Here is a 25500-nt window from a genome sequence, read left to right as displayed (position 1 = left end):
CTATGCCTTCAAGTTTCGAAGTCAATACCTGCTCGACTGTGAATTTGGCGGCACGGCTTGCCGTCAGTTGTTCAAGTCTTGAAGAAGTGGAAGCGTGCGGGGCCGTCGTCCGAGGTCAGCGCAGCCGCTGACTGATGACCTTGGAGACACCGTCGCCCTGCATCGAGACCCCGTACAGGGCGTCGGCGACCTCCATGGTCCGCTTCTGGTGCGTGATCACGATCAGCTGCGAGGACTCCTGGAGCTCCTGCATGATCCGGATCAGCCGCTGGAGGTTGGTGTCGTCGAGGGCCGCCTCGACCTCGTCCATCACGTAGAAGGGGCTGGGCCTGGCCTTGAAGATGGAGACGAGCAGCGCCACGGCGGTCAGCGAGCGCTCCCCGCCCGAGAGCAGCGAGAGCCGCTTGACCTTCTTGCCCGGCGGACGCGCCTCCACGTCGACCCCGGTGGCGAGCATGTTGCCCGGGTCGGTCAGGATCAGCCGGCCCTCGCCGCCCGGGAAGAGCCGCGAGAAGACGCCCTCGAACTCCCTGGCCGTGTCCCGGTAGGCCTCGGTGAAGACCTGCTCCACCCGCTCGTCCACCTCTTTCACGACTTGAAGGAGGTCGGTCCGGGTCTTCTTGAGGTCCTCCAGCTGCTCGGAGAGGAACTTGTGGCGCTCCTCCAGCGCGGCGAACTCCTCCAGCGCGAGCGGGTTGACCTTCCCGAGCTGCTGATACGCCCGTTCGGCCGCCCTGAGCCGCTTCTCCTGCTCGGCCCGCACATAGGGGACCGGCTGGTTGCGCGGATGGCTGGGATCGTCGGGAAGCTCTTCTCCGTCGGCGGGCGGCGAGGGGGCCACCAGCTGGTCGGGGCCGTACTCGGCGACCAGCCCGGCCGGCTCGACCCCGAGCTCCTCCAGCGCCCTGGTCTCCAGCTGCTCGATCCGCAGCCGCTTCTCGGCACCGAGCACCTCGCCGCGGTGCACCGAGTCCGTCAGCTTGTCGAGTTCCGCCTTGAGGTCCCGTCCGGCGACCCGGGCGGCGGTCAGCCCCTGCTCGCGCTCGGCCTTGGCGGCCTCGGCGGCGGCCCGCTCCCGCTCGGCCCGTACCAGCGACACCTCGACGTGGGCGAGGAGGGTGCGGGCCCCGGACGCGACGGCCTCGGCGACGGCCGCCTCGTGGCGCAGCCGGGCGCGACGCTGCTCGGCGCGGGCCCGCGCCTCGCGTTCCGCGCGGGCCCCGCGGTCCAGCGCCTCGGCCCGCCCGGCGAGCGCCTTGACGCGCTCCTCATGGGTACGGGCCTGGAGGCGGGCCTCCATCTCGGTCTGGCGGGCGTTGGCGCCGTCGGCCGCGAGCCGGTCCCGTACGGAGGTGTCGGGCTCCTCCTCGACCGGCATCTCCTCCGCCACGAGCAGCCGCTCGGCCAGCTCCTCGGCCTCTGCGGCGGCCTTCTCCAGGGCCTCCTGGGCGCGGGCCGCGGCGGCCTCGGTCCGCTCGGCCTCACCGGCCGCGCCGCGCGCCTGCCCCGCGAGCCGCCCGAGCTGCTGGGCGACGGAGGACTTCGCCTTCTCGGCGGCCCGCCTCCGCTCCCCCAACTCCTCCACTTCCGCGGCCAGTTCACCGCGCCGCTCCCCCGCCGCCCGCTGCGCCTCGGCCAGTTCCGCGCACCGCACGGCGAGTTCGGCGAGCTCGGCCGCGGCCTCGTCGACGGAGGCCTGCACCTCCAGCAGACTGGGCGCCCCGGCCGATCCGCCCTGCGCGAAGTGCGCGCCGAGCACATCGCCCTCGGCGGTGACGGCGGTCAGCTGGGGCTGCGCGTAGACGAGCTCCTCGGCATCCTCCAGCGTCCCGACGACCACGACCCCGCGCAGGATCCGCCGCACGGCGGACATCAGCTCATCGGGCCCGCGCACGAGATCGGCCGCGCGCGGCGGGCCGTCGCCGCGCACCGGGTGGGCGGCGGGGGACAAGTCTTCGCCGCGTACCGGGTCGGCGGCGTGCAGCGGGCCTTGGTCGCGCACCGGGTGGGCGGCGGGGGACGGTCCTTCGCCGCGCGCCAAGTCCGCCGCACGCGGCGGGCCGCCGCCGCGCACCGGACGGTCGTCCCCGGTGTCCGCGGCGCCGCTCACCAGCAGTGCGGCGCGGCCCGCGTCCTGTTTGCGCAGCATCCGGATGGCCTCGGCGGCCGTCGAGGGGCCGCTCACCGCGATCGCGTCGGCCGCGGCGCCCAGCGCGGCGGCGACCGGCACCTCGTACCCGGCGGTCACGGTGAGCAGTTCGGCGGCCGGGCCGAGCAGTCCGGTCAGCGTGTCGCGGGCGCCGAGCAGCGCGCCCGTGCCGTCCTTGCGGCGCAGCCCGAGCGCAAGCGCGTCATGCCGGGCGGCGACGGCGGCACGTTTCCGCTCGGCGGCGGTCGCCTCCTCGCGCGCGGCGGCCAGCGCGGCCTCGGCCGCCGCGAGCTCGCGCTTGGCGGCGTCATGCGCTTCGGCCAGCTCGTGGTCGTCCGCGTCGAGGCCGTCCACCTCGGCCTTGAGCTGCTCGTACTCCTCCTGGGCGAGGGCGGCCCGCTCCCTCGCCTCGTCGCGCGCCGCGGCGAGCCGGTCGATCTCGGCCTGCGCGGAACCGGCCCTGCTCCGCGCCGCGTTGACCTGGCCGTGCAGCCGCGCCAGGCCTTCGCGCCGGTCGGCGATGGCGCGGGCCACATCCTTCAAACGGCGTTCCTCGGCGGCGAGTTCCCGCTCCAGGTCGGCGCGGTGGCGGGCGGTGTCCTCCAGGGCGTGCTCGGCCGCTTCGAGCGCGGCCTCCAGCTCGGCCTCCTGTTCGCGGATGCGGGCGGCCTCGCGCTCCATGTCCTGCGGGTCGCGGCCGCGCCGCTCCTCGGGCGGCTGCGCGGTCGCGCTGGTGACCCGCGCGTCGGCGAGCGAGATCGTGCCGCGCACCCGCTCGGCCAGCTGGGACAGCTCGTACCAGCTCTGCTGGGCCCGCTGGAGCCGGGGCGACAACTGCCGTACCTGGTCCTCCAGCTCGGCCTCGCGGGTGAGGGCGGCCTTCAGATCGGCCTCGGCGCTCTCCTTGCGGCGCAGCAGTTCGGCCTCGTCGGCGATCTCGGTGCGCAGCGCCTCCCGCATCCGTACGAGGTCGTCGGCGAGCAGCCTGAGCCGGGCGTCGCGCAGATCGGCCTGGATGACGGCGGCCCGGCGGGCGACGGCGGCCTGCCGGCCGAGCGGCTTGAGCTGGCGCCGCAGTTCGTCGGTGAGGTCCTGCACGCGCGCGAGGTTCGCCTTCATCGCGTCCAGCTTCCGCAGCGCCTTCTCCTTGCGCTTGCGGTGCTTGAGGACGCCGGCGGCCTCCTCGATGAAGGCCCGGCGGCCCATCGGATCGGCGTGCAGTACGGAATCGAGCTGGCCCTGGCCGACGATGACGTGCATCTCGCGGCCGATGCCGGAGTCGGAGAGCAGTTCCTGGATGTCGAGCAGGCGGCAGGTGTCACCATTGATCTGGTATTCGCTGCCGCCGTTGCGGAACATGATCCGCGTGATGGTGACTTCGGCGTACTCAATGGGCAATGCGCCGTCGGAATTGTCAATGGTGAGGGACACTTCGGCGCGGCCGAGCGGCGGGCGGCCGGTGGTCCCGGCGAAGATGACGTCCTCCATCTTGCCGCCGCGCAGCGACTTGGCGCCCTGCTCGCCCATGACCCAGCTCAGCGCGTCCACGACATTGGACTTGCCGGAGCCGTTGGGGCCCACCACACAGGTGATGCCCGGCTCGAATTTCAGCGTGGTCGCGGACGCGAAGGATTTGAATCCACGCAGGGTGAGGGCCTTGAGGTGCACGCCGCCGGACTCTACCTCTCGCTCTGCTCCGACCGCCGGAGGCCCTCTGCTCCGGCCTGCCACATGGGTTTTCGCGCCGGGCGCGCGGGAGCTCTGCCCCGGGAAGACAATGCGTCGACGGTTTCACCCAGGAAGGTGCAGGGCACATCAGACGGTGAGGGGCGGCGTCCGGCTCTCGACGCGCCGGGGCGGTGAAATGGCGGAAAGAAAGAAGGGACGCCGGGGCGTCCCTTGCAATACCTTGCAGGTGTTGCGGATCTCTCGATCTCGACGAGAGCGACGGAAGCCTCTCTCACCCGGCGATCAGGTGAGTGCGGGCTCCGCCTGCGGGACGTCGATGTCGATGCCTTCGAGCAGCGAATCTCCGCGGTGCGAAGCGGCGGCAGCGGACAGCACGTCGTTCTCGGACTGAATCCTTACGAGCTCGGACTCAAGGTCCTGGACGCGCTGCTGGAGCCGTCGCATCTCGGCGAGGAGTCGCGGGTCGGAACCGCCGACGTAACCGAGAAGCGCCTTTGCCATGATGGATGGTCCTCCACAATGAGTGACCGACCGAAGCGGTGTGGGTCGTGAGGGAATCGCACCCGCGGTGCTTGGACTTCACTGCGGTTCTCATGCCAAACAGCTAAGGTGCGCGGGGCTTCCAGAGTCTCACCAAAAAGTTTGACGGTCAACACGATCACGCCCCGTATCAACGGGCGATCCGGGGGCACGCGGCCGCTGAAACGAGCGGCGCTGCCTCTTCTCGGAGCCCTGGGGGCGTGGAGATCATCCTTACTGCCGCAGCCTTCCACGCCGAGCCCGACTTGGCAACAGGCAGATCGTTCGAGGTCAGCGCGGGGTTGCGAGCCGGACGCGGGGTGTCACCGCGGCCGGCTGCGGCTCGTATACGGACGGGTGGTCAGCGGATCGCGAAGCTGTCGTAGCCGCCCCGCACGGTGTCCCAGATCTCGGTCACTCCGTCGACGCGTCCCGGTGTGTCGTCGGAGCGAAGCCACTCCAGCAAACGGTGGCAATTCTCACGCGGGCCCTCGGCGACGACCTGCACCCGGCCGTCGTCCAGATTGAGGGCGAACCCGGTGAGGCCGCCGATTTCCAGAGCGTTTGCCCTGGTGAACCAGCGGAAGCCGACTTGCTGCACTTGCCCGCGCACCCAGGCCGTGAGTCGAACATCTCCGTGCGCATCTTCGTTCATAGGTGCACGCTAACCGGCCAATTGCTCACGCAGCACTTCGCCCCCATGCGCCATGGCGTACAGTCGCGACGAAATGAGCCTCACCCGAATGGGCTAGTACCCATTTGATCATTCGGGCCGATCGCGGCCCGTGCGCATTGCGACCAGGCACTGCCCAGGCATTGAGGAAGGCACAGCAGATGGGACGCCATCGACGCTCCGCCGGCGAACCCGCGCCCGCAGATCTCGCGGAGGGTTCGGACGGCCGGTCCCAGGGTGGATCACGCCGCAAGAAGCGGGCCTCGGTGCCCGTGCGCACCGGGTTGCTCGGCGTCTCCGCCGCGGTGGCGGTGGGCGCCGTGGCCGTCGCCTCGGGGCTGCTGCCCGGCGGCGGTACGTACAAGGTGAGCGGCGACACGATGGCCGGCGGCCGGCTCGACCCGAGCGGTACGCCCAATGTGCAGGCACAGGGCGGCGAGTCGGAGAAGCCGACCAGCGCGGCGCCCACGCCCGCCGAGACGGCCAAGGCAGCGCACCTGCCGTCGACCGCCCCCTCCCCCAGCGCTTCGGCCACGCCGTCGGCACCGGCCTCCGCGCCGCCCGCACCGCGCAAGCCCCCGGCGCCGGCCCCCTCGAAGCCGGCCCCCTCGAAGCCGGTCACCGCGCCGGTCGTCCCGTCGGTCGCCCCCTCGACCGTCATACCCCAGCAGCGCGTCCAGGCGCCGACCGCCGAGGCCGCGGCCGCCGCCACCGTGATGTCGCTGGTCAACCAGCAGCGGGCGCAGGCCGGCTGCATGCCGGTGAAGTCGGATGCCGCGCTGGCCTCGCTCGCCACCGCGTTCAGCGACGACATGGCGGCCCGCGGCTTCTTCGACCACACCGACCCGGACGGCAAGTCGCCCTGGGACCGGGCGGCGAAGGCCGGCATCCAGGGTCTCGGCGGCGAGAACATCGCCCGCGGCCAGGCCGACGCCAAGGCCGTGATGGACGCCTGGATGAACAGTCCGGGCCACCGCGCGAACATCCTCAACTGTGAGTACAAGTCCCTGGGCGTCGGAGTGCACTTCGGTCCCGGCGGCCCGTGGTGGACACAGGACTTCGGCTTTTGATCATTTGCCCGTACGCCATCACGTCCGGGTGATCGCTCATTCGTCTCCGCGCGTGCGTGATTTGTTCGTACGTGCTCGAAAGGGCCCCCTTCGTTACGAACGCTCTGGGCGTTACGAACGAACGGGGCCCTTTCGCATCTGCGGAAACAGATCACGCATCGGGCAATCGATCACTGTTCACCGATGATCAACCGCTGACGGCGTTCCCTGGTGATCAGCCGCTGACGGCGGCCTTGCCCGCGGCGAAGATGCGGGCGGTCTCGGCGACGCGGCGGCCCAGGTGCTCGGCGGTCGCTATGTCGGCCTTGTGGACGGCCTCGGGACCCTGGTCGGCGTTGGTCTGGGCACCCGCGCCGGAGAAGAAGCCGAGCCGGTTGAGGTCCTGCTCGGAGCCGGTGCTGGAGTTCCAGCCGGGCTTCAGACCGAGGCTCACCCAGTGCATGCCGTGCTGGGCGGCCAGCGTCTGGAAGAACTGCAGGGTGTGGCCCTTGTCGCCGCTCTTGGAGCCGGAGTTGGTGAAACCGGCGGCCAGCTTGTCCTGCCAGGCGTCGCTGAACCAGCGCTTGGAGGTGTCCTCGGCGAACTGGTGGAAGGCGCCGGACGCGGTGCCCATGTAGGTGGGCGAGCCGAAGACGACGGCGTCGGAGGCGTCGAGCAGCTCCCACTCGGCGTCGGTGATGGTGTCGACCTTGATGACGTGGACGGTCGCTCCGGCCTCGGCGGCACCGTTGCGAACGGCTTCGGCGACGACGGCGGTGTGGCCGTAGCCGGAGTGGTAGGCGATCGAGACGACGGGAGTGGTCACGGCAGGATTCTCCTCATGAGGACGGGTAAGCGGCAGCACGGGCGCGACGGCCGGTGTTCGGCCTCGCGGGGGCTGCCCGCTGCGGCGCTGCACCCAGGAAAGCACTAACTTTCAGTTAGCGCAACCCTTGAGTGTGCGCTGCCCGCGAGTATGGTGGTGCCATGGACGAGAACTCCTGTACCGCCAAGCTCACCGCCGCCGCCGACCTGCCCTTCGACGTGTTCTCCAAGAGCTGCCCGTCCCGGAGCACGCTGGAGCACGTCACGGGCCGCTGGGGCAGCCTGACCCTGGGCGCGCTGTACGAGGGGAGCTTCCGCTTCAACGAGCTGCGCCGGCGGATCGACGGCGTGAGCGAGAAGATGCTCTCCCAGACGCTGCACTCCCTGGAGCGCGACGGACTCGTCCACCGCGAGGCGCAGCCGACGAATCCGCCGCGGGTCGACTACGAACTGACCCCGCTGGGCCAGGAGGTGGCCGAACGGCTGCTGGCGCTCATCCACTTCGTGGAGGAGCGGATGCCCGCGGTCCTCGGGGCGCGGCAGACCTACGACGTGGCGCGCGGGGCCCGCTGACACTTCGGGCAGAAGTAGCTGGACCGGTTCATCCAGGCGCGCCTGCGCATCGCGGTCCCGCAGCGCCGGCAGGGCTCGCCCTCGCGTCCGTAGGCGTCGAGCGATCGCTCGAAGTACCCGGATTCGCCGTTGACGTTGACGTAGAGGCTGTCGAAGCTGGTGCCGCCGACGGCGAGGGCGGCGTTCATCACGTCCCGTGCGTGGCCCAGGAGTTCGGCCGCCTTGGGGCGGGTCAGGGTCGCGGTCGGGCGGTCGTAGTGCAGCCTGGCGCGCCAGAGCGCCTCGTCGGCGTAGATGTTGCCGACCCCGCTGATGAGCGATTGATCGAGCAGTGCTCGTTTGACCGTGGTGCGTCGCAGCCGCAGTGCCGCGAAGAAGGCCTCGTCGTCGAACTCGGGGTCCAGCGGGTCCCGGGCGATGTGCGCGATGACATCGGGCAGCCCGTCCGTACTGTTGGCGGCGGTCTCGTGCAGCGAGAGCCCGCCGAAGGTCCGCTGGTCGACAAAGCGCAGCTCTGTGCCCGCCTCGTCCTGAAACCTGATCCGGATCCGCAGATGCTTCTCGTCCGGGGCGTCCTGCGGCTGGACGAGCAGCTGCCCGCTCATCCCGAGATGCCCGAGCACGGAGGCGTCCGTGTCCGCGAGCGGCAGCCACAGATACTTTCCGCGCCGGCGCGCGACCCCGATCCGGTGGCCCTTGAGGCGCGCCGCGAAGTCCGCGCTCCCGGCGAGATGGCGGCGCACGGCGCGCGGGTGCAGCACCTCGACCTCCGCCACGATGCGACCGGCCACCCAGCGCTCAAGTCCGCGCCGGACCACTTCGACTTCAGGCAGCTCAGGCATGGGCGCAGATTACCCCTTGCCCCAGGGCGAGTTGCGGCGGGCCCCGGCCCATGGCGACCACGCCCACGACCACTCCCAGGGGGAAAGGCAGAACCCCCGCCCGGCACCGGAGTGCGCTGGACGGGGGCTCGAAGGAAGGGTGCGTCAGGCCGCCGAACCACCGGCGGCGGGGGTCGGCGACCCGCCATCGGCCTCGGCGGCGACGGGGGCCTCGGCCGCCGTCTTGGCCCGCTCGTCGGCGGCGGCCCGAATGGCCCGCCATGCCGATTCCGCGGCCTGCTGCTCCGCTTCCTTCTTGCTGCGGCCGGTGCCGGTGCCGTACGAGACACCACCGACGCGGGCGGCAGCAGTGAAGGTCTTCTCGTGGTCAGGACCGGTTTCGGAGACCAGGTACTCGGGAACACCGAGCCCTTCGGCCGCCGTCAGCTCCTGGAGACTGGTCTTCCAGTCCAGGCCGGCCCCGAGGTTCGAGGACTTCTCGATCAGGGGGTCGAACAGCTTGTGGACGAGCGCGGACGCCGCCTCAAGACCCTGGTCGAGATAGACCGCACCGATCACCGCTTCAAGGGTGTCGGCGAGGATGGACGCCTTGTCCCGGCCACCCGTGCCCTCTTCACCCCGGCCGAGCCGGATGAAGGAGCCGAGTTCGAGCCCGCGGCCCACCTCCGCAAGCGCACGAGAATTGACCACCGCGGCCCGGAGCTTGGCCAACTGGCCTTCCGGGAGGTCGGGGTGGGTGCGGTACAGCGTGTCCGTGACGACCAGACCGAGCACCGAGTCCCCCAGGAACTCGAGCCGCTCATTGGTCGGCAGACCGCCGTTCTCGTACGCGTACGAACGGTGGGTGAGCGCACGCACCAGAAGGGCGGACTCGAGCTGATAGCCGAGCCGCCCTTCCAGAAGCGTGTGGGACGAGGCCGTGTTGTTGTCCGCCTTTTTGGCGTTGGACTCAGACATCGGGCCTCTCACCAGCCGCTCAGACCTCGAGGACCTGGCGCTTGTTGTAGGTGCCGCAGCTCGGGCACGCGATGTGCTGGAGCTTCGGCTCATGGCAGCGCTCGCACGCAACCAGGGTGGGGACCGCAGCCTTCCACTGCGACCGGCGGTGGCGCGTGTTGCTGCGCGACATCTTCCGCTTCGGAACAGCCACGGCTACTTCTCCTGCTTCTCGGCGGCATCCTGCACGTCAGACGCAGTGCCGCTCATGTTGTCCTTCTCGCCGTCCTGGATGGTCCCGGCGAGTCCCTGCAGTGCCGCCCAACGAATGTCGACGGCGTCGTGGTGGTGGTCCGGGTCGTCCGCCAGGCGCGCTCCGCATTCGGAACACAGCCCGGGGCAGTCCTCCCGGCACACCGGCTGCATCGGCAGTGCGAGCACCACCGCATCACGCAGCAAAGGCTCGAGGTCGAACATGCCGTCCTCAAGCGGAATCATGTCCTCGTCGTCCTCGGCATCGTCGTCCGCGGCTGCCTTGCGGCGGCCCCGGTCGTCGGTGTCGGGGTACGAGAACATTTCCTGGAAGTCCACTTCAACGTCCTGCTGAAGCGGCTCCAGACACCTTACGCACTCACCCTCGGCCGATGCACGGGCGGTGCCTGTGACAAGCACCCCTTCCATGACCGACTCCAGGCGGAGCTCGATGTCCACGGGCCGGCCCTCCGGCACGTGGATGACCTCGGGGATCCCGAGTTCCCTCGGGGCTTCCACGGTGCGGGAGAGCCGCTGGAGCGCACCGGGACGCCGTCCCAGCTCGTGTGTGTCGAACACGAGGGGATCGCGGTGGTCGAGGCGCGTGCTCAGGGCTCTTCCTGCTTTCGAGGTCGTGGAGTGGCTGCCACCGGCTTCGCGAAGCGAATCGGGCAGCGTGGATCGCGGACGTACGCGCGACCGAAGAGCCAGGATACTGGACCGGCCGCGATAGGCCCAATCCGGCCCGGACCCTCCCCCGGCCGCTCACACTCCGGCCGCATCCGGAACCGGAGCGCTACGGTCGGCCCTGCCCGTGGCCCTGCTCGTACGCACGCAGCTGATCGAGGTTGATCATGCTGGTGTCGAAGAGGCTGGTCTCGTCGAGCGCGGCCTGCTGCGGCTGGTACTGGGGCTGCTGGTGCTGCTGCACGTACTGCTGCTGAGCCGGGTCGTAGGCGTACGGGTCCTGCTGGGAGTACCCGTACTGCGCGTACTGCTCCTGATGGGGCTGGGGCTGCTGCTGGTAGCCGTACGGGTCCTGCTGCGGCTGCTGGTAGCCGTACGGGTCGTAGGCCTGGGGCTGCTGCTCGGGGATGTGCTGTGCGGGGATGTGCGGCTCGGCGACGGCGTGGGACGCGGCCGGTTCGGGCTCGGCGAGCTCGGCGAGGCCGGCCAGGTAGTCGGCGTCACTGGTGTGCCGGCCCAGCTCGCCGGCCGCGTCCTGGGCGGCCATGTGGGCACCCAGCTCGTCCGACGCGGTCCGGCCGTGCAGCTTCTGGCGGCCGCGGCCGACCGCTTCGAGGGTCTTGGCGAGCACCGCCTCGAAGGCGCCCAGCTTGGCGTCGACGTACTCGTCGGCGCGGTGGATCAGCGTCTGCGGGTCCGAGCTGTACTCGGGGGCGTCCTCGTCCGAGCGGCCCTGCTCGTCCAGACCGGGGCCCCGGCCGAGCAGCTTCTCGCGGCCGCGGTCCACCGAGCCGATGGTCTTGGTGAGGACGACCTCGAAGTTCGCGAGCTTGGAGTCGACGTAGTCGTCGGCCTCGGCGCGGATCTCCTCGGCGTCCCGGCGGGCCTCGCCGAGGATCCGGTCGGCCTCGTCCTGGGACTGGCGGGCGACCGCGGTGTCGGAGATCAGCGTGCCGCGCTGGGCGTGCGCGGACTCGATGATCCGCTCGGCCTCCTGGCGGGCCTGCTCGACCATCTGCTCACGGCCCCCGATCAGCTCCTGGGCCTGGGCGAGCGAGCCGGGCAGGGCCTGGCGCACCTCTTCCAGCATCGCGAGCAGCTCGGCGCGGTTGACCACGCACGAGGCCGACATGGGCATCGACCGGGCGCCGCCGACCACCTCGACGATCTCGTCTAGCTTCTTCTGCACGTCCACCGGCGATCGCCACTCTTCTAACGGATTGGAGACGGACGGGACGACTGTAAGGCCAGTCGGCGCCCGCCCGACACCGAGTGACGGACCGTCAGCCGCTCACTTCTCGGCGAGCCGGGCGACCAGGGCCCGGTGGACGGTGGCCGGCAGCAGGTGCGAGACGTCTCCGCCCCAGGTCGCGACCTCCTTGACCAGCGAGGACGACAGGAAGCTGTAGGTGGGGTTGGTCGGCACGAACAGGGTCTCGACGCCGGAGAGCCCGTTGTTCATCTGGGCCATCTGCAGCTCGTAGTCGAAGTCGCTGACGGCGCGCAGCCCCTTCACGATGGCGGGGATGTCGCGCTGCTTGCAGAAGTCGACGAGGAGGCCGTGGAAGGACTCGACCTCCACGTTGCCGAAGTCGGCCGTCACCTCGCGGATCAGATCGATCCGCTCCTCGATGGTGAACAGGCCCTGCTTCGACTGGTTGATCATCACCGCGACGTGTACGACGTCGTACAGCCGGGAGGCGCGGGCGATGATGTCGAGATGTCCGTTGGTGATGGGGTCAAAGGACCCCGGACAGACGGCGCGGCGCAACTGATGTCCCTCGCTCTCCGGTCCGGTCATGGGGTGTCTCCGGGTGCGTCTTCGCACGTGGAGGCGGCGCGACCGTACCAAAACGTGCCTTCGCCGTAACGACGGGCCCGCAGTCCTTCAAATCCTTCGGGCCAGCCGAATTCCCCGCCTCTGGTGCTGCGCTCCACGGTGACGAGACAGTCCTCGGCTAGCCAGCCCCCGCGGCGGAGTGTGAGCAGGATCTCGCGAAGATCGTCATCGGTGACGGCGTACGGCGGGTCCAGGAAGACCACGTCGTACGGATCGGCGGGCGCCGGTCCTGTCACGATCTGTTCCGCTTTGCCGGTGCGTACTTCGGCGCCCGGCAGTTTGAGCGCGGCCACGTTGTCGCGGACGGTGCGGGCCGCGCGTCCGTCGGCCTCGACCAGCAGGGCGTGCGCGGCGCCCCGCGAGAGCGCCTCCAGGCCGACGGCTCCGGAGCCCGCGTAGAAATCGGCGATCCGGATGCCGTCGAGCGTGCCGAGCAGCGCCTCCCAGGTGGAGAAGAGGCCTTCGCGCGCCCGGTCGGAGGTGGGGCGGGTGCCGGTGCCCGGCGGTACGGCGAGGCGGCGGCCACCGGCCCGGCCGGCGATCACGCGGGTCATCTCAGTCCTTGTCCGTGTACGTACGTGAACCTTGCGCCCCCAGTCTGTCAGCCCTTGTCGAGATACTGCTCGCGGTCCTTGTCGAGCAGGGCGTCCAGGGCCGTGCGCAGCCCCGGCAGGTGTTCCAGCTCCGGGTCGGCGGCGACCACCGTGACGGCCTCCTCCCGGGCGGCGGCGATGACCTCCTCGTCATCGATGACGGTGAGCATCCGCAGCGAGGAGCGGACGCCGGACTGGGCCTGGCCGAGCACGTCGCCCTCGCGGCGCTGTTCGAGGTCGATGCGGGAGAGCTCGAAGCCGTCGAGGGTGGCGGCGACGGCGGTGAGCCGGGCCCTGGCGGGGGCGGCCTCCGGCATGTCCGTGACCAGCAGGCACAGGCCGGGGGCGGCGCCGCGGCCGACGCGGCCGCGCAGCTGGTGGAGCTGGGAGACGCCGAAGCGGTCGGCGTCCATGATCACCATGGCGGTGGCATTCGGCACGTTCACACCGACCTCGATGACCGTGGTGGCGACCAGCACGTCCACCTCGCCCGCGGCGTACCGGCGCATCACGTCGTCCTTGTCGTCGGGCTGCATGCGCCCATGCAGGATCTCGATCCGCAGGCCCTTCAGGGGGCCCTTGCGCAGCTGGTCCGCGATCTCGGTCACCGCGAGCGGCGGCCGCTTGTCGGCGGTCTCCGCCTCCTCTGCCTTCTTCTTCCCCTTGGCGGTCTTCGCCTCCGCCGCGTCGTCTTCGGAGTCCCCGATGCGCGGGCACACCACGTACGCCTGATGGCCCTTGTCCACCTCCTCGCGGACCCGTTCCCAGGCGCGGGCCAGGAAGTGGGGCTTGTCCTGGGCGGGGACGACATGGCTGGCGATGGGCGAGCGCCCGGCCGGGAGCTGGTCCAGGACGGAGGTCTCCAGGTCTCCGAAGACGGTCATGGCGACGGTGCGCGGGATGGGGGTGGCCGTCATGACGAGCAGGTGCGGGGGCTGCTTGCCCTTGCCGCGCAGGGCGTCGCGCTGCTCGACACCGAAGCGGTGCTGCTCGTCCACGACGACCAGGCCCAGATCGTGGAACTGCACCTTGTCCTCGATCAGGGCGTGCGTGCCGATGACGATCCCGGCCTCCCCGGTCACCAGGTCGAGCAGCGCCTGGCGGCGGGCGGGCATCCCCATCGAGCCGGTGAGCAGCACCACCTTGGTGCCCTGCTCGGACCCGCCGAGCATCCCGCCCTCGGCGAGCTCGCCCATCATCTCGGTGATGGAGCGGTGGTGCTGCTGGGCCAGCACCTCGGTGGGCGCCAGCATCGCGGCCTGCCCGCCGGAGTCGACGACGGCGAGCATGGCGCGCAGGGCGACCAGCGTCTTGCCGCTGCCGACCTCTCCCTGGAGGAGGCGGTGCATGGGGTGCTCGGTCGCGAGGTCACCGAAGATCTCCGCGGACACCTTTTGCTGGCCCTCGGTGAGGGTGAAGGGCAGCTCGGCGTCGAAGGAGTCGAGGACTCCGCCGGGGGCGGGTTTCCTTGCCACGGCGGGGAGTTGGGTGTCGGCGTAGCGTCGGCGGGCGAGCGCCACCTGGAGAACGAAGGCCTCGTCCCACTTCAGCCGCTGCCGGGCGTCGTCGACGTCGGCCTTCGCGCGCGGCCGGTGGACCTTGAGCAGTGCCTCGGGCAGCGGGACGAAGCCGCGGCCCTCGCGCAGGGCGGGCGGCAGCGGGTCGACGGCCTCCTGGGCGCTGGGCAGCACCGCGTCGACCGCCTTGGCGATCTTCCAGGACTCCAGGCCCTTGCAGGCGGGGTAGATCGGGATGAGGGCGCCCGCCCAGGAGTCGATGTCGCTCTCGTCGTCCGCGTCGGCGCCCAGCTTCGCGTAGGTGGGGTGGGCGAGTTGGAGGCGGCGGTTGAACATCGACACCTTGCCGGCGAACATCGCCCGGCTGCCGGGCGGCAGTTCCTTGTGCGGCTTGTGGATACCGCGCCCGAAGAACACCAGTTGGAGGCGGCCGCTGCCGTCGGTGATGGTGATCTCCAGGCGCTGGCCCCGGCCGCCGTTGAAGGTGTGCACCCGGGCGTCGGCGACCTGGGCGACGACGGTGACGTCCTCGTCGAGGGGGAGCTCGGCCAGCTTGGTGAGCTGGCCGCGCTCCTCGTACCGCCTCGGGTAGTGGTGCAGGAGGTCGCCGACCGTGTGCAGGTCGAGCTGCTCGGCCATCACCTTCGCGGTGGGTCCGCCGAGCAGCTTCTTCAGTGGTTCTTCGAGCGCAGGCACGCGATCCATTGCACACCACGGGACTGACAGCACGCCGCCCCCTGTGGATAACCGCTGGTCACACCCGCGCGCGGAGCGGGGCTACTCCACGCCGATCAGCAGCGGCACCGCCTGGTGTCCGCCCTCGTACACCACGGTGTCCACCGCCAGGTGGGATTCGCGGACGTGGGACTCCAGGGCCGACGCCAGGCCCGGCGGGGTGTCGGTGGCGAGCACCAGGGTGACCAGTTCGCCGCCGGCCGCCAGCATCCGGTCGAGGACGGTGCGGGCGGTGGATGCCAGGTCGTCGCCGATGACCGCCACGTCGCCGTCGATGAGGCCGAGCACGTCCCCGGCCTGGCAGATGCCGGCCGTCGTCCACGACTGCCGTTCGGCGACGGCCAGTTCGGCGTGCCGGGTGGCGCCGGCCGCCGAGGTCATCGCGACCACGTCCTCGTCGAAGCGCCGCTCGGGTGCGTGGACGGCGAGCGCGGCGATGCCCTGGACGGCGGCCCGGGTCGGGATGAGCGCGACCCGGATGCCCTCCGCGCGTGCCTGCTCGACGGCGGCCGCGGCCGTGTGGCGCAGCTCGGCGTCGTTGGGCAGCAGCACGACCTCGCGGGCGTGCGCGCGCCGGATGGCTTCGACCAGTTCCCCGCTGGCCGGGGCCTCGCCGGGCCGGGCGAGCACGGTCGTGGCGCCGGCCTCGGCGCAGAGCCCGGCGAGGCCTTCGCCGGGTACGACGGCGACGACGGCCCGCTGGACCTGTTCCCTGGGCGGCACGACGGCGGCCGGCTGCTCGAAGTGCGTGATCCGGATCCGGTGCGGCCGGCCCGCCTCGACCCCGGCCTCCACGGCCGCGCCCGCGTCGTCCACGTGCACGTGGACGTTCCACAGCCCGTCGCCGCCGACCACCACCAGGCTGTCGCCGAGCCGGTCCAGCCGGGCCCGCAGCCGGTCCACGGCCGCGTCGTCGGCGTCCAGGAGGTAGATCACCTCGAAGGCGGGCCCGGCGCCGGGGGCCTCGGCCGGGCAGTCCTCCACGGGAATGGGCACCGGAGCCTCGTGCCGTACGACCGGGGCCTCGCCCGAGAGGGCCTGGACCAGGGCGCCGAGCACGGTCACCAGGCCGCGCCCGCCCGCGTCCACGACGCCCGCGCGCCCCAGGACCGCGAGCTGGGAGGGCGTCGCCTCCAGGGCGTCCCTGGCACCCGCGTACGCGGCCTGGGCCACCGCGGCCGGGGTTCCGCTCGCGTTCTCGGCGGCCTTGGCGGCCGCGGTGGCCACCGACAGGACGGTGCCCTCGACGGGGTGGGCGACCGCCAGGTAGGCGGCGGAGGCGGCCCTGCGCAGCGCCGCGGCGAGTTCCCCCGCCCCCTCGGCGACGACCTCGGCCATGCCCCTCAGGAGCTGGGCGAGGATGGTCCCCGAGTTCCCGCGGGCGCCGATCAGCGCGCCGTGCGCCATGGCGCGTACGACGTCGGCGGTGTCCGGGATGCCGTCGTACACCGGCGGCTCGGGGTAGGCGGCGAACACCGCCTCCACGGCCTGCGCCGCCGACTCCATCGTCAGATAGAGATTGGTGCCGGTGTCCCCGTCCGCGACCGGATACACGTTGATCGCGTCGATCGCCTCGCGGTCCCGGCCCAGCGCGTCCAGCGCCAGTGCGCACCAGCTGCGTACCGCGACGGCATCGAGGGTCTGCGGCACCTGGTGGTCCTCCTTGCGGACGGGAACGGCGAGCGGGGATGCGGCTGAACCGCAGGGTAGACCCGGTGCGGGCCCCGGGCCGGGGCGGGGGCGGCCGGGGCCGTGGTAGTTTCGTATCTCAGGAGCAGCCGTTGTATGCTGCTTCGGTTGCCCGGCGAGAGTCGGGCCGATTCCCCCGGCAAGCCACTTCAGATCTCTGATTCCGGTGCGCCGGTTTTCACTGTAAGTGCATTTAATGCATCTGAAGTCTTTGGAGTGACCCGTGGCTGCCAACTGCGACGTCTGCGGCAAGGGGCCGGGCTTCGGCAACAACATTTCGCACTCGCACCGCCGTACGTCTCGTCGCTGGAACCCGAACATCCAGCGTGTGCGTGCCGTGGTCGGTCGGACGCCGAAGCGGCTCAACGTCTGCACCTCGTGCATCAAGGCCGGCAAGGTCTCGCGCTAATTGCGACGTCTGTCGTAGCGCAGCCCCTGCGGTTGCCTTGAAAAGCCGGTCCACCTCGGTGGACCGGCTTTTTGCCTTACCCGCTACCGGAAGCGCCAGCCGTGGTCGACCGGACCGATTCCGCCGCCCAGCGCGAATCCCGCGGCGATGGCGCCCGTGACGTATTCCTTGGCCGCCCGGACCGCCTCGGGGACCGTGAGGCCCTTGGCGAGGCCCGAGGCGACGGCGGAGGCCAGCGTGCAGCCCGTGCCGTGGGTGTGCCGGTTGTCGAGGCGCGGAGCCCGCAGCCAGTGCTCCTCGGTGCCGTCGGTGAGCAGGTCCACTGCGTCGTTCCCACCCGCCCGCCCTGTGTACCCGGGCAAGTGCCCGCCCTTGATGAGCGCCCACCGCGGGCCGAACTCCAGGACCGCCCGCGCCGCCCGCCGCATCCCGTCCTCGTCCTCGACGTGCACGCCGGTGAGCTGGGCCACCTCGTCCAGGTTGGGGGTGGCGACGGTCGCGGCCGGCAGCAGCCTGGTGCGTACGGAGTCGAGGGCTTCGGCGGCGAGCAGCGGGTCGCCGTGCTTGGAGACGCCCACCGGGTCCACGACGACGGGCGCGTCCGTGCCGGCGAGCAGTTCTGCGACGGCCTCCACGAGGGCCGCCGACGACAGCATGCCGGTCTTCACGGCCTGGACGCCGATGTCGTCGACGACGGCCCGGTACTGGGCCCGCACCGCCTCGACCGGAAGCTCCCAGGCACCCTGGACGCCGAGCGAGTTCTGCGCGGTCACGACGGTGATGACGCTCATGCCGTGCACGCCGAGCGCCAGCATCGTCTTGAGGTCGGCCTGGATGCCCGCGCCGCCGCCGGAGTCGGATCCGGCGACGGTCAGCACACGGGGGATCATGCGGGATCGTCCCCGAAGTGGTCCCAGCCGCCCTTGCTGGTCCAGGGCGCGCCGTCCACGGTGACGGTGGGCAGCGCGGACGGGTTGAGGACCTCGCCGATGACCTTCCAGCGGGCGGGCAGCTTCACGTCGGGCGGGAACGTCGCCACGATCGCGTGGTCCTCGCCGCCGGTGAGCACCCACTGGAGCGGGTCGACGCCGACGGCCTGGCCGATGTCGCTCATCTGCGTCGGGATGTCGATGAGCCCGGAGCGCAGGTCGATGCGGACCTTGCTGGCCTCGGCGATGTGGCCGAGGTCGGCGACCAGGCCGTCGCTGACGTCGGTCATGGCGGTGGCGCCGAGCCCGGCGGCGGCGGGGCCCGCGTGGTACGGGGGCTCCGGGCGGCGGTGTGCCTCGACGAAGGCGCGCGGCGAGCGGAAGCCGCGCGACAGGACGGCGTACCCCGCCGCCGACCAGCCGAGCCAGCCCGTCACCGCGACCACGTCGCCGGGCTGGGCGCCGGCCCGGGTGACCGGCTCGTGGTTGCGCAGGTCGCCGAGTGCGGTGATGGCGACGGTGATGGTGTCCCCGCGCACGACGTCGCCGCCGACCACGGCCGCGCCCGCGACCTGGCACTCGTCGCGGATGCCGTCCATCAGCTCGGTGGGCCAGGTGACCGGCAGTTCGGCCGGCACGACCAGGCCGAGCAGGACCGCGGTCGGCACGGCGCCCATGGCGGCGATGTCGGCCAGGTTCTGCGCGGCGGCCTTGCGTCCCACGTCGTACGCCGTCGACCAGTCGCGCCGGAAGTGCCGGCCCTCCAGGAGGACGTCCGTGCTGACGACCACCCTGCGGTCGGGTGCGGTCACGACCGCGGCGTCGTCGCCCGGCCCCAGCCGTACCGCGGGGGTGGAGGTGAGCCGGGAGGTCAGCTCCCTGATGAGCCCGAACTCCCCCAACTCGCCCACAGTGCCTTTCACCGTGTCCCACCTCTCATCTTCGTACCCCGGGTGCCCCGGCGCGCTTGCGGTCGCGAGCGGTCTCGGCCGTGGGTACCGTCAACACATACGTCAACTTCATGTCCGCCTTCGCCACTCGGCGTGCGCGGCCGGGCGCGCGGGTCTCCCCGTCGCGCGGGGCGACGCGGTACCGTGGCGTCTCTTTCTCTCCCCCACATGATCCTCGTGGCCGCCCTGGAGGTTCCGTGGTACAGGCGTACATCCTCATTCAGACCGAGGTGGGCAAGGCGTCGACAGTCGCCGAGGCCATCGGAAAGCTCGCGGGGGTGATCCAGGCCGAAGACGTGACCGGACCGTACGACGTGATCGTGCGCGCGCAGGCCGAGACGGTTGACGAACTCGGTCGCATGGTGGTCGCCAAGGTCCAGCAGGTGGACGGCATCACACGAACCCTGACCTGCCCGGTCGTCCATCTGTAGCCCCCGCATACCCTGGGCCGGTGACATCTTCTCGCCGCCGGCCGCTTCTCGTCCTGTCCGCGGCCGCCGTACTGGCGGCCGCGGGCTGTTCTTCGTCCGACGCCACCCCGCCGGTAGCGGTTCCCTCGCCACCCGCGAAGGAGGCGGCCGCCTGTGCGGCGCTGCACAAGCTGCTGCCCGACACCGTGGCCGGGCAGAAGCGCGACGACCCGGCGCCCGAATCCCCGCTGACCGCGCGGTGGGGTGCGGGAGACGCGGAGATCGTACTGCGTTGCGGGATCCCGCGGCCCGCGGAGGTGGCGGATCCGAAGTATCCGGGGGTCGAGGTGGAGGGGGTCTCCTGGACCGTGCAGCCCCGCCCCCAGGGGCCGCGCTTCATCACCCAGTACCGCGAGCCCTACGTCGAGCTGCTGACAGGGGCCCGGTACGAGCACGACGCCTCGGTGCTCCAGCCGTTCGGCGCCCCTGTCGGCAAGACGGTCCCCAAGACCCTGGACGTGCCCTAGGGGCCCAGGGTCTAGCGCAGTCCCGTGGACCTGCGCAGCGCCGCCTGGATGAGGCGGTCGACGAGCTCGGCGTAGTCGACGCCGCTCTCCTGCCACATCCGCGGGTACATCGAGATCGGCGTGAACCCCGGCATCGTGTTGATCTCGTTGATGACGAACCGGCCGTTGTCCTGGAGGAAGAAGTCCGCGCGGACCAGGCCCTCGCAGGACGCCGCGTCGAAGGCCTCGACGGCGAGCCGCTGCACCTCGGCGGTGGCCTCCTCGCCGATCGGCGCGGGCACGAGGCCGGCCGCCGAGTCGATGTACTTGGCCTCGAAGTCGTAGAACTCGTGGGCGGTCACCGGCGGGATCTCGGCGGGCACGCTCGCGCGCGGCCCGTCCTCGAACTCCAGGACCCCGCACTCGATCTCGCGGCCGCGCAGCAGCGACTCCACGAGGAACTTGGGGTCGTGGCGGCGGGCCTCGGCGATGGCCTCGTCCAGGCCCTCGAAGGAGTCCACCTTGGTGATGCCGAACGAGGAGCCGGCCCGGGACGGCTTGATGAACAGCGGCCAGCCGTGCTCGCCCGCGAAGTCCGCGATCCGCTGGCGGGCGCTCTTCTCGTCCTGCTCCCACTCGCGCGGGCGCACCACGAGGTAGGGCCCGACGGGCAGCCCGAAGGAGGTGAAGACGCGCTTCATGTACTCCTTGTCCTGGCCGACGGCCGAGGCGAGGACGCCCGCGCCGACGTACGGGATGCCGGAGAGCTCCAGGAGGCCCTGGAGGGTGCCGTCCTCGCCGTAGGGGCCGTGCAGCACGGGGAAGACCACGTCGACCTCGCCCAGCGCCTTGGGCACCGATCCGGGCTCGCTGTAGACGACCTCGCGGCTGGCCGGGTCCACGGGGAGGATCACACCGCCCTCGGGGGACTCGGCGAGGTCCTCGACGCTGGGCGTGCGGCGGTCGCTGATCGCCATCCGCTCCGGGTCGTCGGCGGTGAGTGCCCAGCGGCCGTCCGTCGTGATGCCGATGGGCAGCACGTCGTACTTCGTACGGTCGATGGCGCGCAGCACGGCACCGGCGGTGACGACCGAGATGCCGTGTTCGGAGCTGCGGCCGCCGAACACTACGGCCACCCGCGGCTTGCGGAGCTGCTTCTCAGGGCTCTGGGGGAGGTTCTCGCTGCTCATATCGCGTTGAGGGTACCCGTTCGAGGCGCCGCCGCCGCTGCCGAGGGCCCGGCGCGGTCAGCGCCGCTCGGCCTTGGCGCTGCGCGACATCAGCTCCTTGAGCGCGACGACCGGCGGCTTGCCCTCGTGGACGATGCCGACGACGGTCTCCGTGATGGGCATGTCGACGCCGTGCCGGCGCGCCAGATCCAGTACGGATTCACAGGACTTGACGCCCTCGGCGGTCTGCTTGGTGACGGCGATCGTCTCCTGCAGGGTCATGCCCCTGCCGAGGTTGGTGCCGAAGGTGTGGTTGCGCGAGAGCGGCGAGGAGCAGGTGGCGACGAGGTCGCCCAGGCCCGCGAGGCCGGAGAACGTCAGCGGGTCGGCGCCCATCGCGAGGCCGAGCCGGGTGGTTTCGGCGAGGCCGCGGGTGATGAGCGAGCCCTTGGCGTTGTCGCCGAGCCCCATGCCGTCGGCGATGCCCACGGCGAGGCCGATGACGTTCTTGACGGCGCCGCCCAGTTCGCAGCCGACGACGTCGGTGTTGGTGTACGGGCGGAAGTACGGGGTGTGGCAGGCGGCCTGGAGGCGCCGGGCGACGGCCTCGTCCCGGCAGGCGACGACGGCGGCGGCCGGCATCCGCTTGGCGATCTCCTTGGCCAGGTTGGGTCCGGTGACGACCGCGACGCGGTCCTCGGAGACCTTGGCGACCTCGGCGATGACCTCGCTCATCCGCTTGGCGGTGCCGAGTTCGACGCCCTTCATGAGGGAGACGAGCACGGTGTCGGGGGCGAGCAGCGGGGCCCATTCGGCGAGGTTGGCGCGCAGCGTCTGGGAGGGCACGGCGAGGACGGTGAAGTCGGCGCCGGCCGCGGCCTCGGCGGGGTCGGTGGTGGCCCGTACGGACTCGGGGAGTTCGATGCCGGGCAGGTAGTCCGGGTTGGTGCGCGTGGAGTTGACCGCTTCGACGAGTTCGGGCCGGCGGGCCCAGAGGGTCACCTCGCAGCCCGCGTCGGCGAGGACCATGGCGAACGCCGTGCCCCACGAACCCGTTCCGAACACCGCTGCCTTGGTGGTGCCGTGTGTCACTTGGTGCCCTCCCCGGCGGCCTTGCGGCGCTGTTCCAGACGTGCCTTGCGCGGGTCGTACGGTTCGGCGGGCGGGGTCTGGCCCCGCAGTTCGCCGAGGAGTTCGGTAATGGCCGCCATGATGACCTCGGTTGCCTCCTTGAGGACGTCCGGGGTCAAGTCCTTGCCGTAGAACCGCGACAGGTCGACCGGCGGTCCGGCGAGCACGATGTGCGTCTTGCGCGGGAACAGGTGGGGCTTCTTCGCGTACGGCGGCAGCACCAGGTTGGCGCCCCACTGGGCGACCGGGACGACCGGGCAGCGGGTGGTCAGCGCGACCCTGGCGGCGCCGGTCTTGGCGGTCATCGGCCACTGGTCGGGGTCCCGGGTGAGGGTGCCCTCGGGGTAGAACGCGACGCATTCGCCGCGCTCCACGGCGTCGATCGCGGCCCGGAACGCGCTGAGCGCGTTGGTGGTCTCGCGGTAGACGGGGATCTGTCCGGTGCCACGCATGATGGCCCCGATGAATCCCTTCTTGAAAAGCCCGTGCTTGGCCAGGAATCGCGGAACACGGCCCGTGTTGTACTGGTAATGGGCGTACGCGAACGGGTCCAGATGGGAATTGTGGTTCACCGCGGTGATGAATCCGCCCTCGGCCGGAATGTTCTCCATTCCGCGCCAGTCCCGCTTGATCAGAACCACCAGCGGCGGTTTTGCGATGACCGCCGCCAGGCGGTACCAGAAGCCGATTCTGCGGCGGGACACTCGGACACCTTCCTTTGTGGACCCGGCCGGGCCGCTGCGAGACCCGGGGGATGAACTGACTCTGCGTGGCTGCTGGGGGCAAGTGTCGCCCCAGGCCCCTGGTCTGTCGAGAACACCGTACGCCCCGGCCCGGACAGCGGGGCTCCGGGCGGGTGACAATGAAGCCCGCCGCGGCCCGGCCGGATCGGGGCGGCGCTCGGACGGAGGGGACGCCACGAACACCGCCACAGCTGCCCGCTGGTCCCTCGTCATACCGCTGAAGCCCTTGGCGCTGGCCAAGAGCAGGCTGGCGGCCGCCGTCGGCGGCGGGCTGCGGCCGCGGCTCGCGCTGGCGTTCGCGCTCGACACGGTGGCGGCCGCGCTCGACTGCCCGGCGGTGCGCGATGTGGCGGTCGTCACCAACGACCCGAAGGCGGGGGCGGAACTGGCCGCGCTCGGCGCGCGCATCGTGCCCGACTCCCCCGGCGCGGGCCTCAACGCCGCACTGGCGCACGGGGCGTACCGGGTGCGCGCGCTGCGCCCGGCGGCCCCGGTGGCGGCCCTGAACGCGGATCTGCCGGCGCTGCGGCCCGCCGAACTGGGCCGGGTGCTCGCCGCGGCGGCCGCATTTCCGCGGGCTTTTCTCGCGGACGCGGCGGGAATCGGGACGACTTTCCTTTCGGCCGTTCCGGGCGTCGATTTGAATCCGGTTTTCGGCGGCCCTTCCCGGGCCGCGCATTCGGCGTCGGGGGCCGCCGAAATCCTGCTCGACGGCGTGGATTCGGTCCGCGGCGACGTCGACACCGGCACGGACCTGCGAGCCGCCCTGACCCTGGGCGTGGGCCCGGCCACGGCAGCCCTGCGGGGAGCTCTGGACCCCGTAGGGGGGCACTAGGGGGTGTTCGGTGGATCAGGGTCGGACAGGGCGCGGCGGCTGGTGCGGTGCATCGCAAGGCGCCGGAGCGTCTTGATAGCGGAGCTATCGGGGCGGTTCGGCAACGCGGCGAGGTGCCGTGCCAGGCGTCGCGACCCCGGCCCTGATCCACCGAACACCCCCTAAGCTGGCGCTATGCAGGCGACCGCGTACACATACGACTCCGAGACCCGCAGCGGCAGTGTGCTGCTCGACGACGGCACCCTGGTGGACTTCGGTGCCCCGGCCTTCGACGCGGGCGGTCTGCGGCTGCTGCGGCCGGGCCAGCGGGTCCGGATCGAGACCGAGGGGTCCGGCGCGGAGCTGCGCATCACGCTGGTGACGCTGCAGACCCTCTGAGCCCCCGCCGCGCGCGGGGCGACTTGGCCGGAAACGACCGCGGGCCGGGTCTCCCCGAGGGGAGCCCGGCCCGGCGCTTGAGCCTTGCCGCGTAACCGCTGCGGACTACTTCTTGCGAGCGGTGGTCTTCTTGGCGGTGGTCTTGCGCGCCGTGGTCTTCTTCGCGGGCGCCTTCTTCGCGACGGCCTTCTTGGCCGGCGCGGTCTTCTTCGCGGTGGCGGCCTTCTTGGCAGGCGCCGCCTTCTTGGCCGTGGTCTTCTTGGCCGTGGCCTTCTTGGCGGTGGTCTTCTTGGCCGCCGTGGTCTTCGCCGCGGTGGTCTTCTTCACCGCGGTGGCCTTCTTGGCCGTCGTCTTCTTGGCGGTGGCCTTCTTGGCCGCGGCCTTCTTGACGGTCGTACGGGTGGAAGTACCGCCCGAGAGGCTGCCCTTGGGGGCCTTCTTGACGGCCACGTCGTTCTTCGGGAGCTTCTTCGAGCCCGCGACGAGGTCCTTGAAGCCCTGGCCCGCGCGGAAGCGGGGAACCGAGGTCTTCTTGACCCGTACGCGCTCACCCGTCTGCGGGTTGCGGGCGTACCGGGCCGGGCGGTCGACCTTCTCGAACGAGCCGAAACCGGTGACCGAGACGCGGTCGCCGGCGACGACTGCGCGGACGATCGCGTCCAGCACCGCGTCAACCGCGTCCGCGGCCTGCTGACGGCCGCCGACCTTGTCGGCAATCGCTTCTACGAGCTGCGCCTTGTTCACGTCTTCCCCTTCGGAGACATTGCCTGAGCGAAAGTGTCCAGGCCTTTTCGCACGTTAGGCAGATATATACCGCAAATCAAACACGAAACGGGCTAATCACCCTAGTGCCGCAACGAAGTCGGCTCTCGCCGAGTTCCTTGCGGCTCAGTCGCCTTCGGGGAATCGGCCCTCGTCGAGGTCCTTCATCAACCGGTCCAGACGCCTTGCCGCATCGGCGAGATCGTGTTTGGCAGCCGCTGTTATGACCAGCAGCTTCCGGGACAGCGCCATCCGTACGCCCTCCGGGACTTGCAGTTCGCGCACCCTTGTGTGCGCTTCTTTGAGCTGGTCCGCCACCATCCCGTAGAGCCCGAGTTGGCTGTCGCGTTCCATGCGTCGATTGTGCCATCTGAGGCGAGTTGTCACCTCCGGCGGGGGCAACTGGGCGAATCCAGCGACTCCTGGACGTCCGTACGCACCCCCGATCGCGCAAGCGACTATCCGGCCATCTGCCCTGCGCACAAGGCTAGTTGACGTCACCCCCGGAGCCCAAAACGCGACGCGCCCCCTGCCCGGAAATCAATCCGGAAATCAGGGGGCGCGATGCAGCCGAAGGGGGGTCAATACGCGGTTCAGGCCTGGATCGTGCTGGGCTTGAAGGTGGGGCGGTGGGCTTCGTAGGTGGCGATGTCGGGCTCGTTCTGGAGCGTGATCGAGATGTCGTCCAGGCCGTTCAGGAGCCGCCAGCG

The 25500-nt window shown here is 71.1% G+C and carries 27 protein-coding genes and 1 pseudogene; 7 read left to right on the top strand and 21 right to left on the bottom strand.

Annotation, left to right across the window (positions count from 1 at the left end):
• Positions 1-115: 115 nt before the first annotated feature.
• The 3 genes from ACIQ8J_RS26570 to ACIQ8J_RS26560 all read right to left on the bottom strand — a co-directional run bounded on the left by ACIQ8J_RS26570 (position 116) and on the right by ACIQ8J_RS26560 (position 5012).
• On the bottom strand, positions 116-3817 hold the full coding sequence (locus ACIQ8J_RS26570; protein WP_403275172.1) for an AAA family ATPase: 3702 nt from the start codon (positions 3815-3817) through the stop codon (positions 116-118).
• Between the two features lie 303 nt (positions 3818-4120).
• Positions 4121-4339 (bottom strand): hypothetical protein, encoded by a 219-nt coding sequence (locus ACIQ8J_RS26565; RefSeq protein ID WP_403275174.1) that lies wholly within the window; start codon positions 4337-4339, stop codon positions 4121-4123.
• Between the two features lie 379 nt (positions 4340-4718).
• Complete coding sequence (locus tag ACIQ8J_RS26560; RefSeq protein WP_329462799.1) at positions 4719-5012, bottom strand: acylphosphatase; 294 nt, start codon at positions 5010-5012, stop codon at positions 4719-4721.
• 179 nt (positions 5013-5191) lie between these two features.
• Between ACIQ8J_RS26560 and ACIQ8J_RS26555 the strand changes: the two genes are divergently transcribed.
• Positions 5192-6100: a CAP domain-containing protein gene (locus tag ACIQ8J_RS26555; protein ID WP_403275177.1), complete on the top strand. Its 909-nt coding sequence runs from the start codon at positions 5192-5194 to the stop codon at positions 6098-6100.
• 214 nt (positions 6101-6314) lie between these two features.
• Here ACIQ8J_RS26555 and ACIQ8J_RS26550 read toward each other — a convergent pair whose 3' ends face one another.
• Positions 6315-6905, bottom strand: coding sequence for a flavodoxin family protein (locus ACIQ8J_RS26550; RefSeq protein ID WP_403275179.1), 591 nt, complete (start codon positions 6903-6905; stop codon positions 6315-6317).
• A 161-nt stretch (positions 6906-7066) separates the two neighbouring features.
• On the opposite strand from ACIQ8J_RS26550, the gene ACIQ8J_RS26545 reads away from it, so the two are divergent.
• Entirely contained in the window at positions 7067-7477 is a 411-nt protein-coding gene (locus ACIQ8J_RS26545; protein WP_403275181.1) for a winged helix-turn-helix transcriptional regulator, read from the top strand.
• On the opposite strand, the gene mutM is transcribed toward ACIQ8J_RS26545, so the two are convergent.
• The 9 genes from mutM to ACIQ8J_RS26500 all read right to left on the bottom strand — a co-directional run bounded on the left by mutM (position 7450) and on the right by ACIQ8J_RS26500 (position 16529).
• Entirely contained in the window at positions 7450-8319 is an 870-nt protein-coding gene (gene mutM / locus ACIQ8J_RS26540; protein WP_403275183.1) for a bifunctional DNA-formamidopyrimidine glycosylase/DNA-(apurinic or apyrimidinic site) lyase, read from the bottom strand. The two genes, ACIQ8J_RS26545 and mutM, sit on opposite strands and share 28 nt — an antisense overlap.
• 144 nt (positions 8320-8463) lie before the next feature.
• Positions 8464-9276 carry a ribonuclease III gene (gene rnc / locus ACIQ8J_RS26535; RefSeq protein ID WP_403275185.1) on the bottom strand — a complete coding sequence of 271 codons (813 nt, stop codon included), beginning with the start codon at positions 9274-9276 and terminating at the stop codon, positions 8464-8466.
• A 19-nt stretch (positions 9277-9295) separates the two neighbouring features.
• Entirely contained in the window at positions 9296-9469 is a 174-nt protein-coding gene (rpmF, locus tag ACIQ8J_RS26530; RefSeq protein WP_007493396.1) for a 50S ribosomal protein L32, read from the bottom strand.
• Positions 9470-9471: 2 nt separating this feature from the next.
• Positions 9472-10119, bottom strand: a complete 648-nt coding sequence (locus tag ACIQ8J_RS26525; RefSeq protein WP_403275223.1) for a YceD family protein — start codon at positions 10117-10119, stop codon at positions 9472-9474.
• Positions 10120-10303: 184 nt separating this feature from the next.
• Positions 10304-11389, bottom strand: coding sequence for an ATP synthase F0 subunit B (locus ACIQ8J_RS26520; RefSeq protein ID WP_403275187.1), 1086 nt, complete (start codon positions 11387-11389; stop codon positions 10304-10306).
• Between the two features lie 96 nt (positions 11390-11485).
• Complete coding sequence (gene coaD, locus ACIQ8J_RS26515) at positions 11486-11965, bottom strand: pantetheine-phosphate adenylyltransferase (RefSeq protein ID WP_403275225.1); 480 nt, start codon at positions 11963-11965, stop codon at positions 11486-11488.
• A 26-nt stretch (positions 11966-11991) separates the two neighbouring features.
• Positions 11992-12588 carry a 16S rRNA (guanine(966)-N(2))-methyltransferase RsmD gene (gene rsmD / locus ACIQ8J_RS26510; protein WP_403275189.1) on the bottom strand — a complete coding sequence of 199 codons (597 nt, stop codon included), beginning with the start codon at positions 12586-12588 and terminating at the stop codon, positions 11992-11994.
• Between the two features lie 47 nt (positions 12589-12635).
• A complete protein-coding gene (recG, locus tag ACIQ8J_RS26505; RefSeq protein ID WP_403275191.1) occupies positions 12636-14849 on the bottom strand; it encodes an ATP-dependent DNA helicase RecG in 2214 nt (737 codons plus the stop codon).
• A gap of 72 nt (positions 14850-14921) precedes the next feature.
• Positions 14922-16529, bottom strand: coding sequence for a DAK2 domain-containing protein (locus ACIQ8J_RS26500; protein ID WP_403275193.1), 1608 nt, complete (start codon positions 16527-16529; stop codon positions 14922-14924).
• A gap of 262 nt (positions 16530-16791) precedes the next feature.
• Here ACIQ8J_RS26500 and rpmB point away from each other — a divergent pair, with 262 nt between their 5' ends.
• Entirely contained in the window at positions 16792-16977 is a 186-nt protein-coding gene (gene rpmB, locus ACIQ8J_RS26495; RefSeq protein ID WP_003957616.1) for a 50S ribosomal protein L28, read from the top strand.
• A gap of 83 nt (positions 16978-17060) precedes the next feature.
• On the opposite strand, the gene thiD is transcribed toward rpmB, so the two are convergent.
• A complete protein-coding gene (gene thiD / locus ACIQ8J_RS26490) occupies positions 17061-17867 on the bottom strand; it encodes a bifunctional hydroxymethylpyrimidine kinase/phosphomethylpyrimidine kinase (protein ID WP_403275196.1) in 807 nt (268 codons plus the stop codon).
• Entirely contained in the window at positions 17864-18829 is a 966-nt protein-coding gene (locus tag ACIQ8J_RS26485; protein ID WP_403275198.1) for a thiamine-phosphate kinase, read from the bottom strand. The genes thiD and ACIQ8J_RS26485 overlap by 4 nt, the downstream gene beginning before the upstream one ends.
• 224 nt (positions 18830-19053) lie before the next feature.
• Here ACIQ8J_RS26485 and ACIQ8J_RS26480 point away from each other — a divergent pair, with 224 nt between their 5' ends.
• Both ACIQ8J_RS26480 and ACIQ8J_RS26475 read left to right on the top strand, forming a co-directional pair.
• Positions 19054-19287: an Lrp/AsnC family transcriptional regulator gene (locus ACIQ8J_RS26480; protein WP_053727902.1), complete on the top strand. Its 234-nt coding sequence runs from the start codon at positions 19054-19056 to the stop codon at positions 19285-19287.
• A 20-nt stretch (positions 19288-19307) separates the two neighbouring features.
• Entirely contained in the window at positions 19308-19793 is a 486-nt protein-coding gene (locus tag ACIQ8J_RS26475; protein ID WP_403275200.1) for a DUF3515 family protein, read from the top strand.
• 11 nt (positions 19794-19804) lie between these two features.
• Here ACIQ8J_RS26475 and ACIQ8J_RS26470 read toward each other — a convergent pair whose 3' ends face one another.
• From ACIQ8J_RS26470 to ACIQ8J_RS26460, 3 genes are read right to left on the bottom strand one after another with little or no spacing between them, the layout of a single operon-like run.
• Positions 19805-20962, bottom strand: a complete 1158-nt coding sequence (locus ACIQ8J_RS26470) for a D-alanine--D-alanine ligase family protein (RefSeq protein ID WP_403275202.1) — start codon at positions 20960-20962, stop codon at positions 19805-19807.
• A 57-nt stretch (positions 20963-21019) separates the two neighbouring features.
• Entirely contained in the window at positions 21020-22033 is a 1014-nt protein-coding gene (locus tag ACIQ8J_RS26465; protein WP_403275204.1) for an NAD(P)H-dependent glycerol-3-phosphate dehydrogenase, read from the bottom strand.
• The gene (locus tag ACIQ8J_RS26460) at positions 22030-22776 is read right to left on the bottom strand and encodes a lysophospholipid acyltransferase family protein (RefSeq protein ID WP_403275206.1); all 747 of its coding nucleotides are present in this window, start codon (positions 22774-22776) and stop codon (positions 22030-22032) included. The genes ACIQ8J_RS26465 and ACIQ8J_RS26460 overlap by 4 nt, the downstream gene beginning before the upstream one ends.
• Before the next feature lie 250 nt (positions 22777-23026).
• Between ACIQ8J_RS26460 and cofC the strand changes: the two genes are divergently transcribed.
• On the top strand, positions 23027-23650 hold the full coding sequence (gene cofC / locus ACIQ8J_RS26455; protein ID WP_403275227.1) for a 2-phospho-L-lactate guanylyltransferase: 624 nt from the start codon (positions 23027-23029) through the stop codon (positions 23648-23650).
• Between the two features lie 174 nt (positions 23651-23824).
• Complete coding sequence (locus ACIQ8J_RS26450) at positions 23825-24028, top strand: hypothetical protein (RefSeq protein WP_403275208.1); 204 nt, start codon at positions 23825-23827, stop codon at positions 24026-24028.
• 105 nt (positions 24029-24133) lie between these two features.
• Here ACIQ8J_RS26450 and ACIQ8J_RS26445 read toward each other — a convergent pair whose 3' ends face one another.
• From ACIQ8J_RS26445 to ACIQ8J_RS26435, 3 genes and pseudogenes are all read right to left on the bottom strand, one after another.
• Entirely contained in the window at positions 24134-24772 is a 639-nt protein-coding gene (locus ACIQ8J_RS26445) for an HU family DNA-binding protein (protein WP_403275210.1), read from the bottom strand.
• Between the two features lie 144 nt (positions 24773-24916).
• On the bottom strand, positions 24917-25144 hold the full coding sequence (locus ACIQ8J_RS26440) for a hypothetical protein (protein WP_329462819.1): 228 nt from the start codon (positions 25142-25144) through the stop codon (positions 24917-24919).
• Positions 25145-25383: 239 nt separating this feature from the next.
• Positions 25384-25500 (bottom strand): annotated as a pseudogene (locus tag ACIQ8J_RS26435) (3-isopropylmalate dehydratase small subunit); the annotation flags it as partial.

Origin of the sequence: Streptomyces sp. NPDC094147 (assembly GCF_044764265.1) — a bacterium.
Taxonomy (GTDB): Bacteria; Actinomycetota; Actinomycetes; order Streptomycetales; family Streptomycetaceae; genus Streptomyces.
Note: the sequence above shows the minus strand (reverse complement) of the source record. Positions and strands in the feature narration are given on the sequence as shown.

Coding starts and splice junctions, on each gene's coding strand:
- ACIQ8J_RS26450 (WP_403275208.1), top strand. CDS start 23,825: ATGCAGGCGACCGCGTACACATACGACTCCGAGACCCGCAGCGGCAGT.
- ACIQ8J_RS26565 (WP_403275174.1), bottom strand. CDS start 4,339: ATGGCAAAGGCGCTTCTCGGTTACGTCGGCGGTTCCGACCCGCGACTC.
- thiD (WP_403275196.1), bottom strand. CDS start 17,867: ATGATCCCCCGTGTGCTGACCGTCGCCGGATCCGACTCCGGCGGCGGC.
- recG (WP_403275191.1), bottom strand. CDS start 14,849: ATGGATCGCGTGCCTGCGCTCGAAGAACCACTGAAGAAGCTGCTCGGC.
- mutM (WP_403275183.1), bottom strand. CDS start 8,319: ATGCCTGAGCTGCCTGAAGTCGAAGTGGTCCGGCGCGGACTTGAGCGC.
- rnc (WP_403275185.1), bottom strand. CDS start 9,276: ATGTCTGAGTCCAACGCCAAAAAGGCGGACAACAACACGGCCTCGTCC.
- ACIQ8J_RS26555 (WP_403275177.1), top strand. CDS start 5,192: ATGGGACGCCATCGACGCTCCGCCGGCGAACCCGCGCCCGCAGATCTC.
- ACIQ8J_RS26440 (WP_329462819.1), bottom strand. CDS start 25,144: ATGGAACGCGACAGCCAACTCGGGCTCTACGGGATGGTGGCGGACCAG.
- rsmD (WP_403275189.1), bottom strand. CDS start 12,588: ATGACCCGCGTGATCGCCGGCCGGGCCGGTGGCCGCCGCCTCGCCGTA.
- ACIQ8J_RS26545 (WP_403275181.1), top strand. CDS start 7,067: ATGGACGAGAACTCCTGTACCGCCAAGCTCACCGCCGCCGCCGACCTG.
- ACIQ8J_RS26470 (WP_403275202.1), bottom strand. CDS start 20,962: ATGAGCAGCGAGAACCTCCCCCAGAGCCCTGAGAAGCAGCTCCGCAAG.
- ACIQ8J_RS26560 (WP_329462799.1), bottom strand. CDS start 5,012: ATGAACGAAGATGCGCACGGAGATGTTCGACTCACGGCCTGGGTGCGC.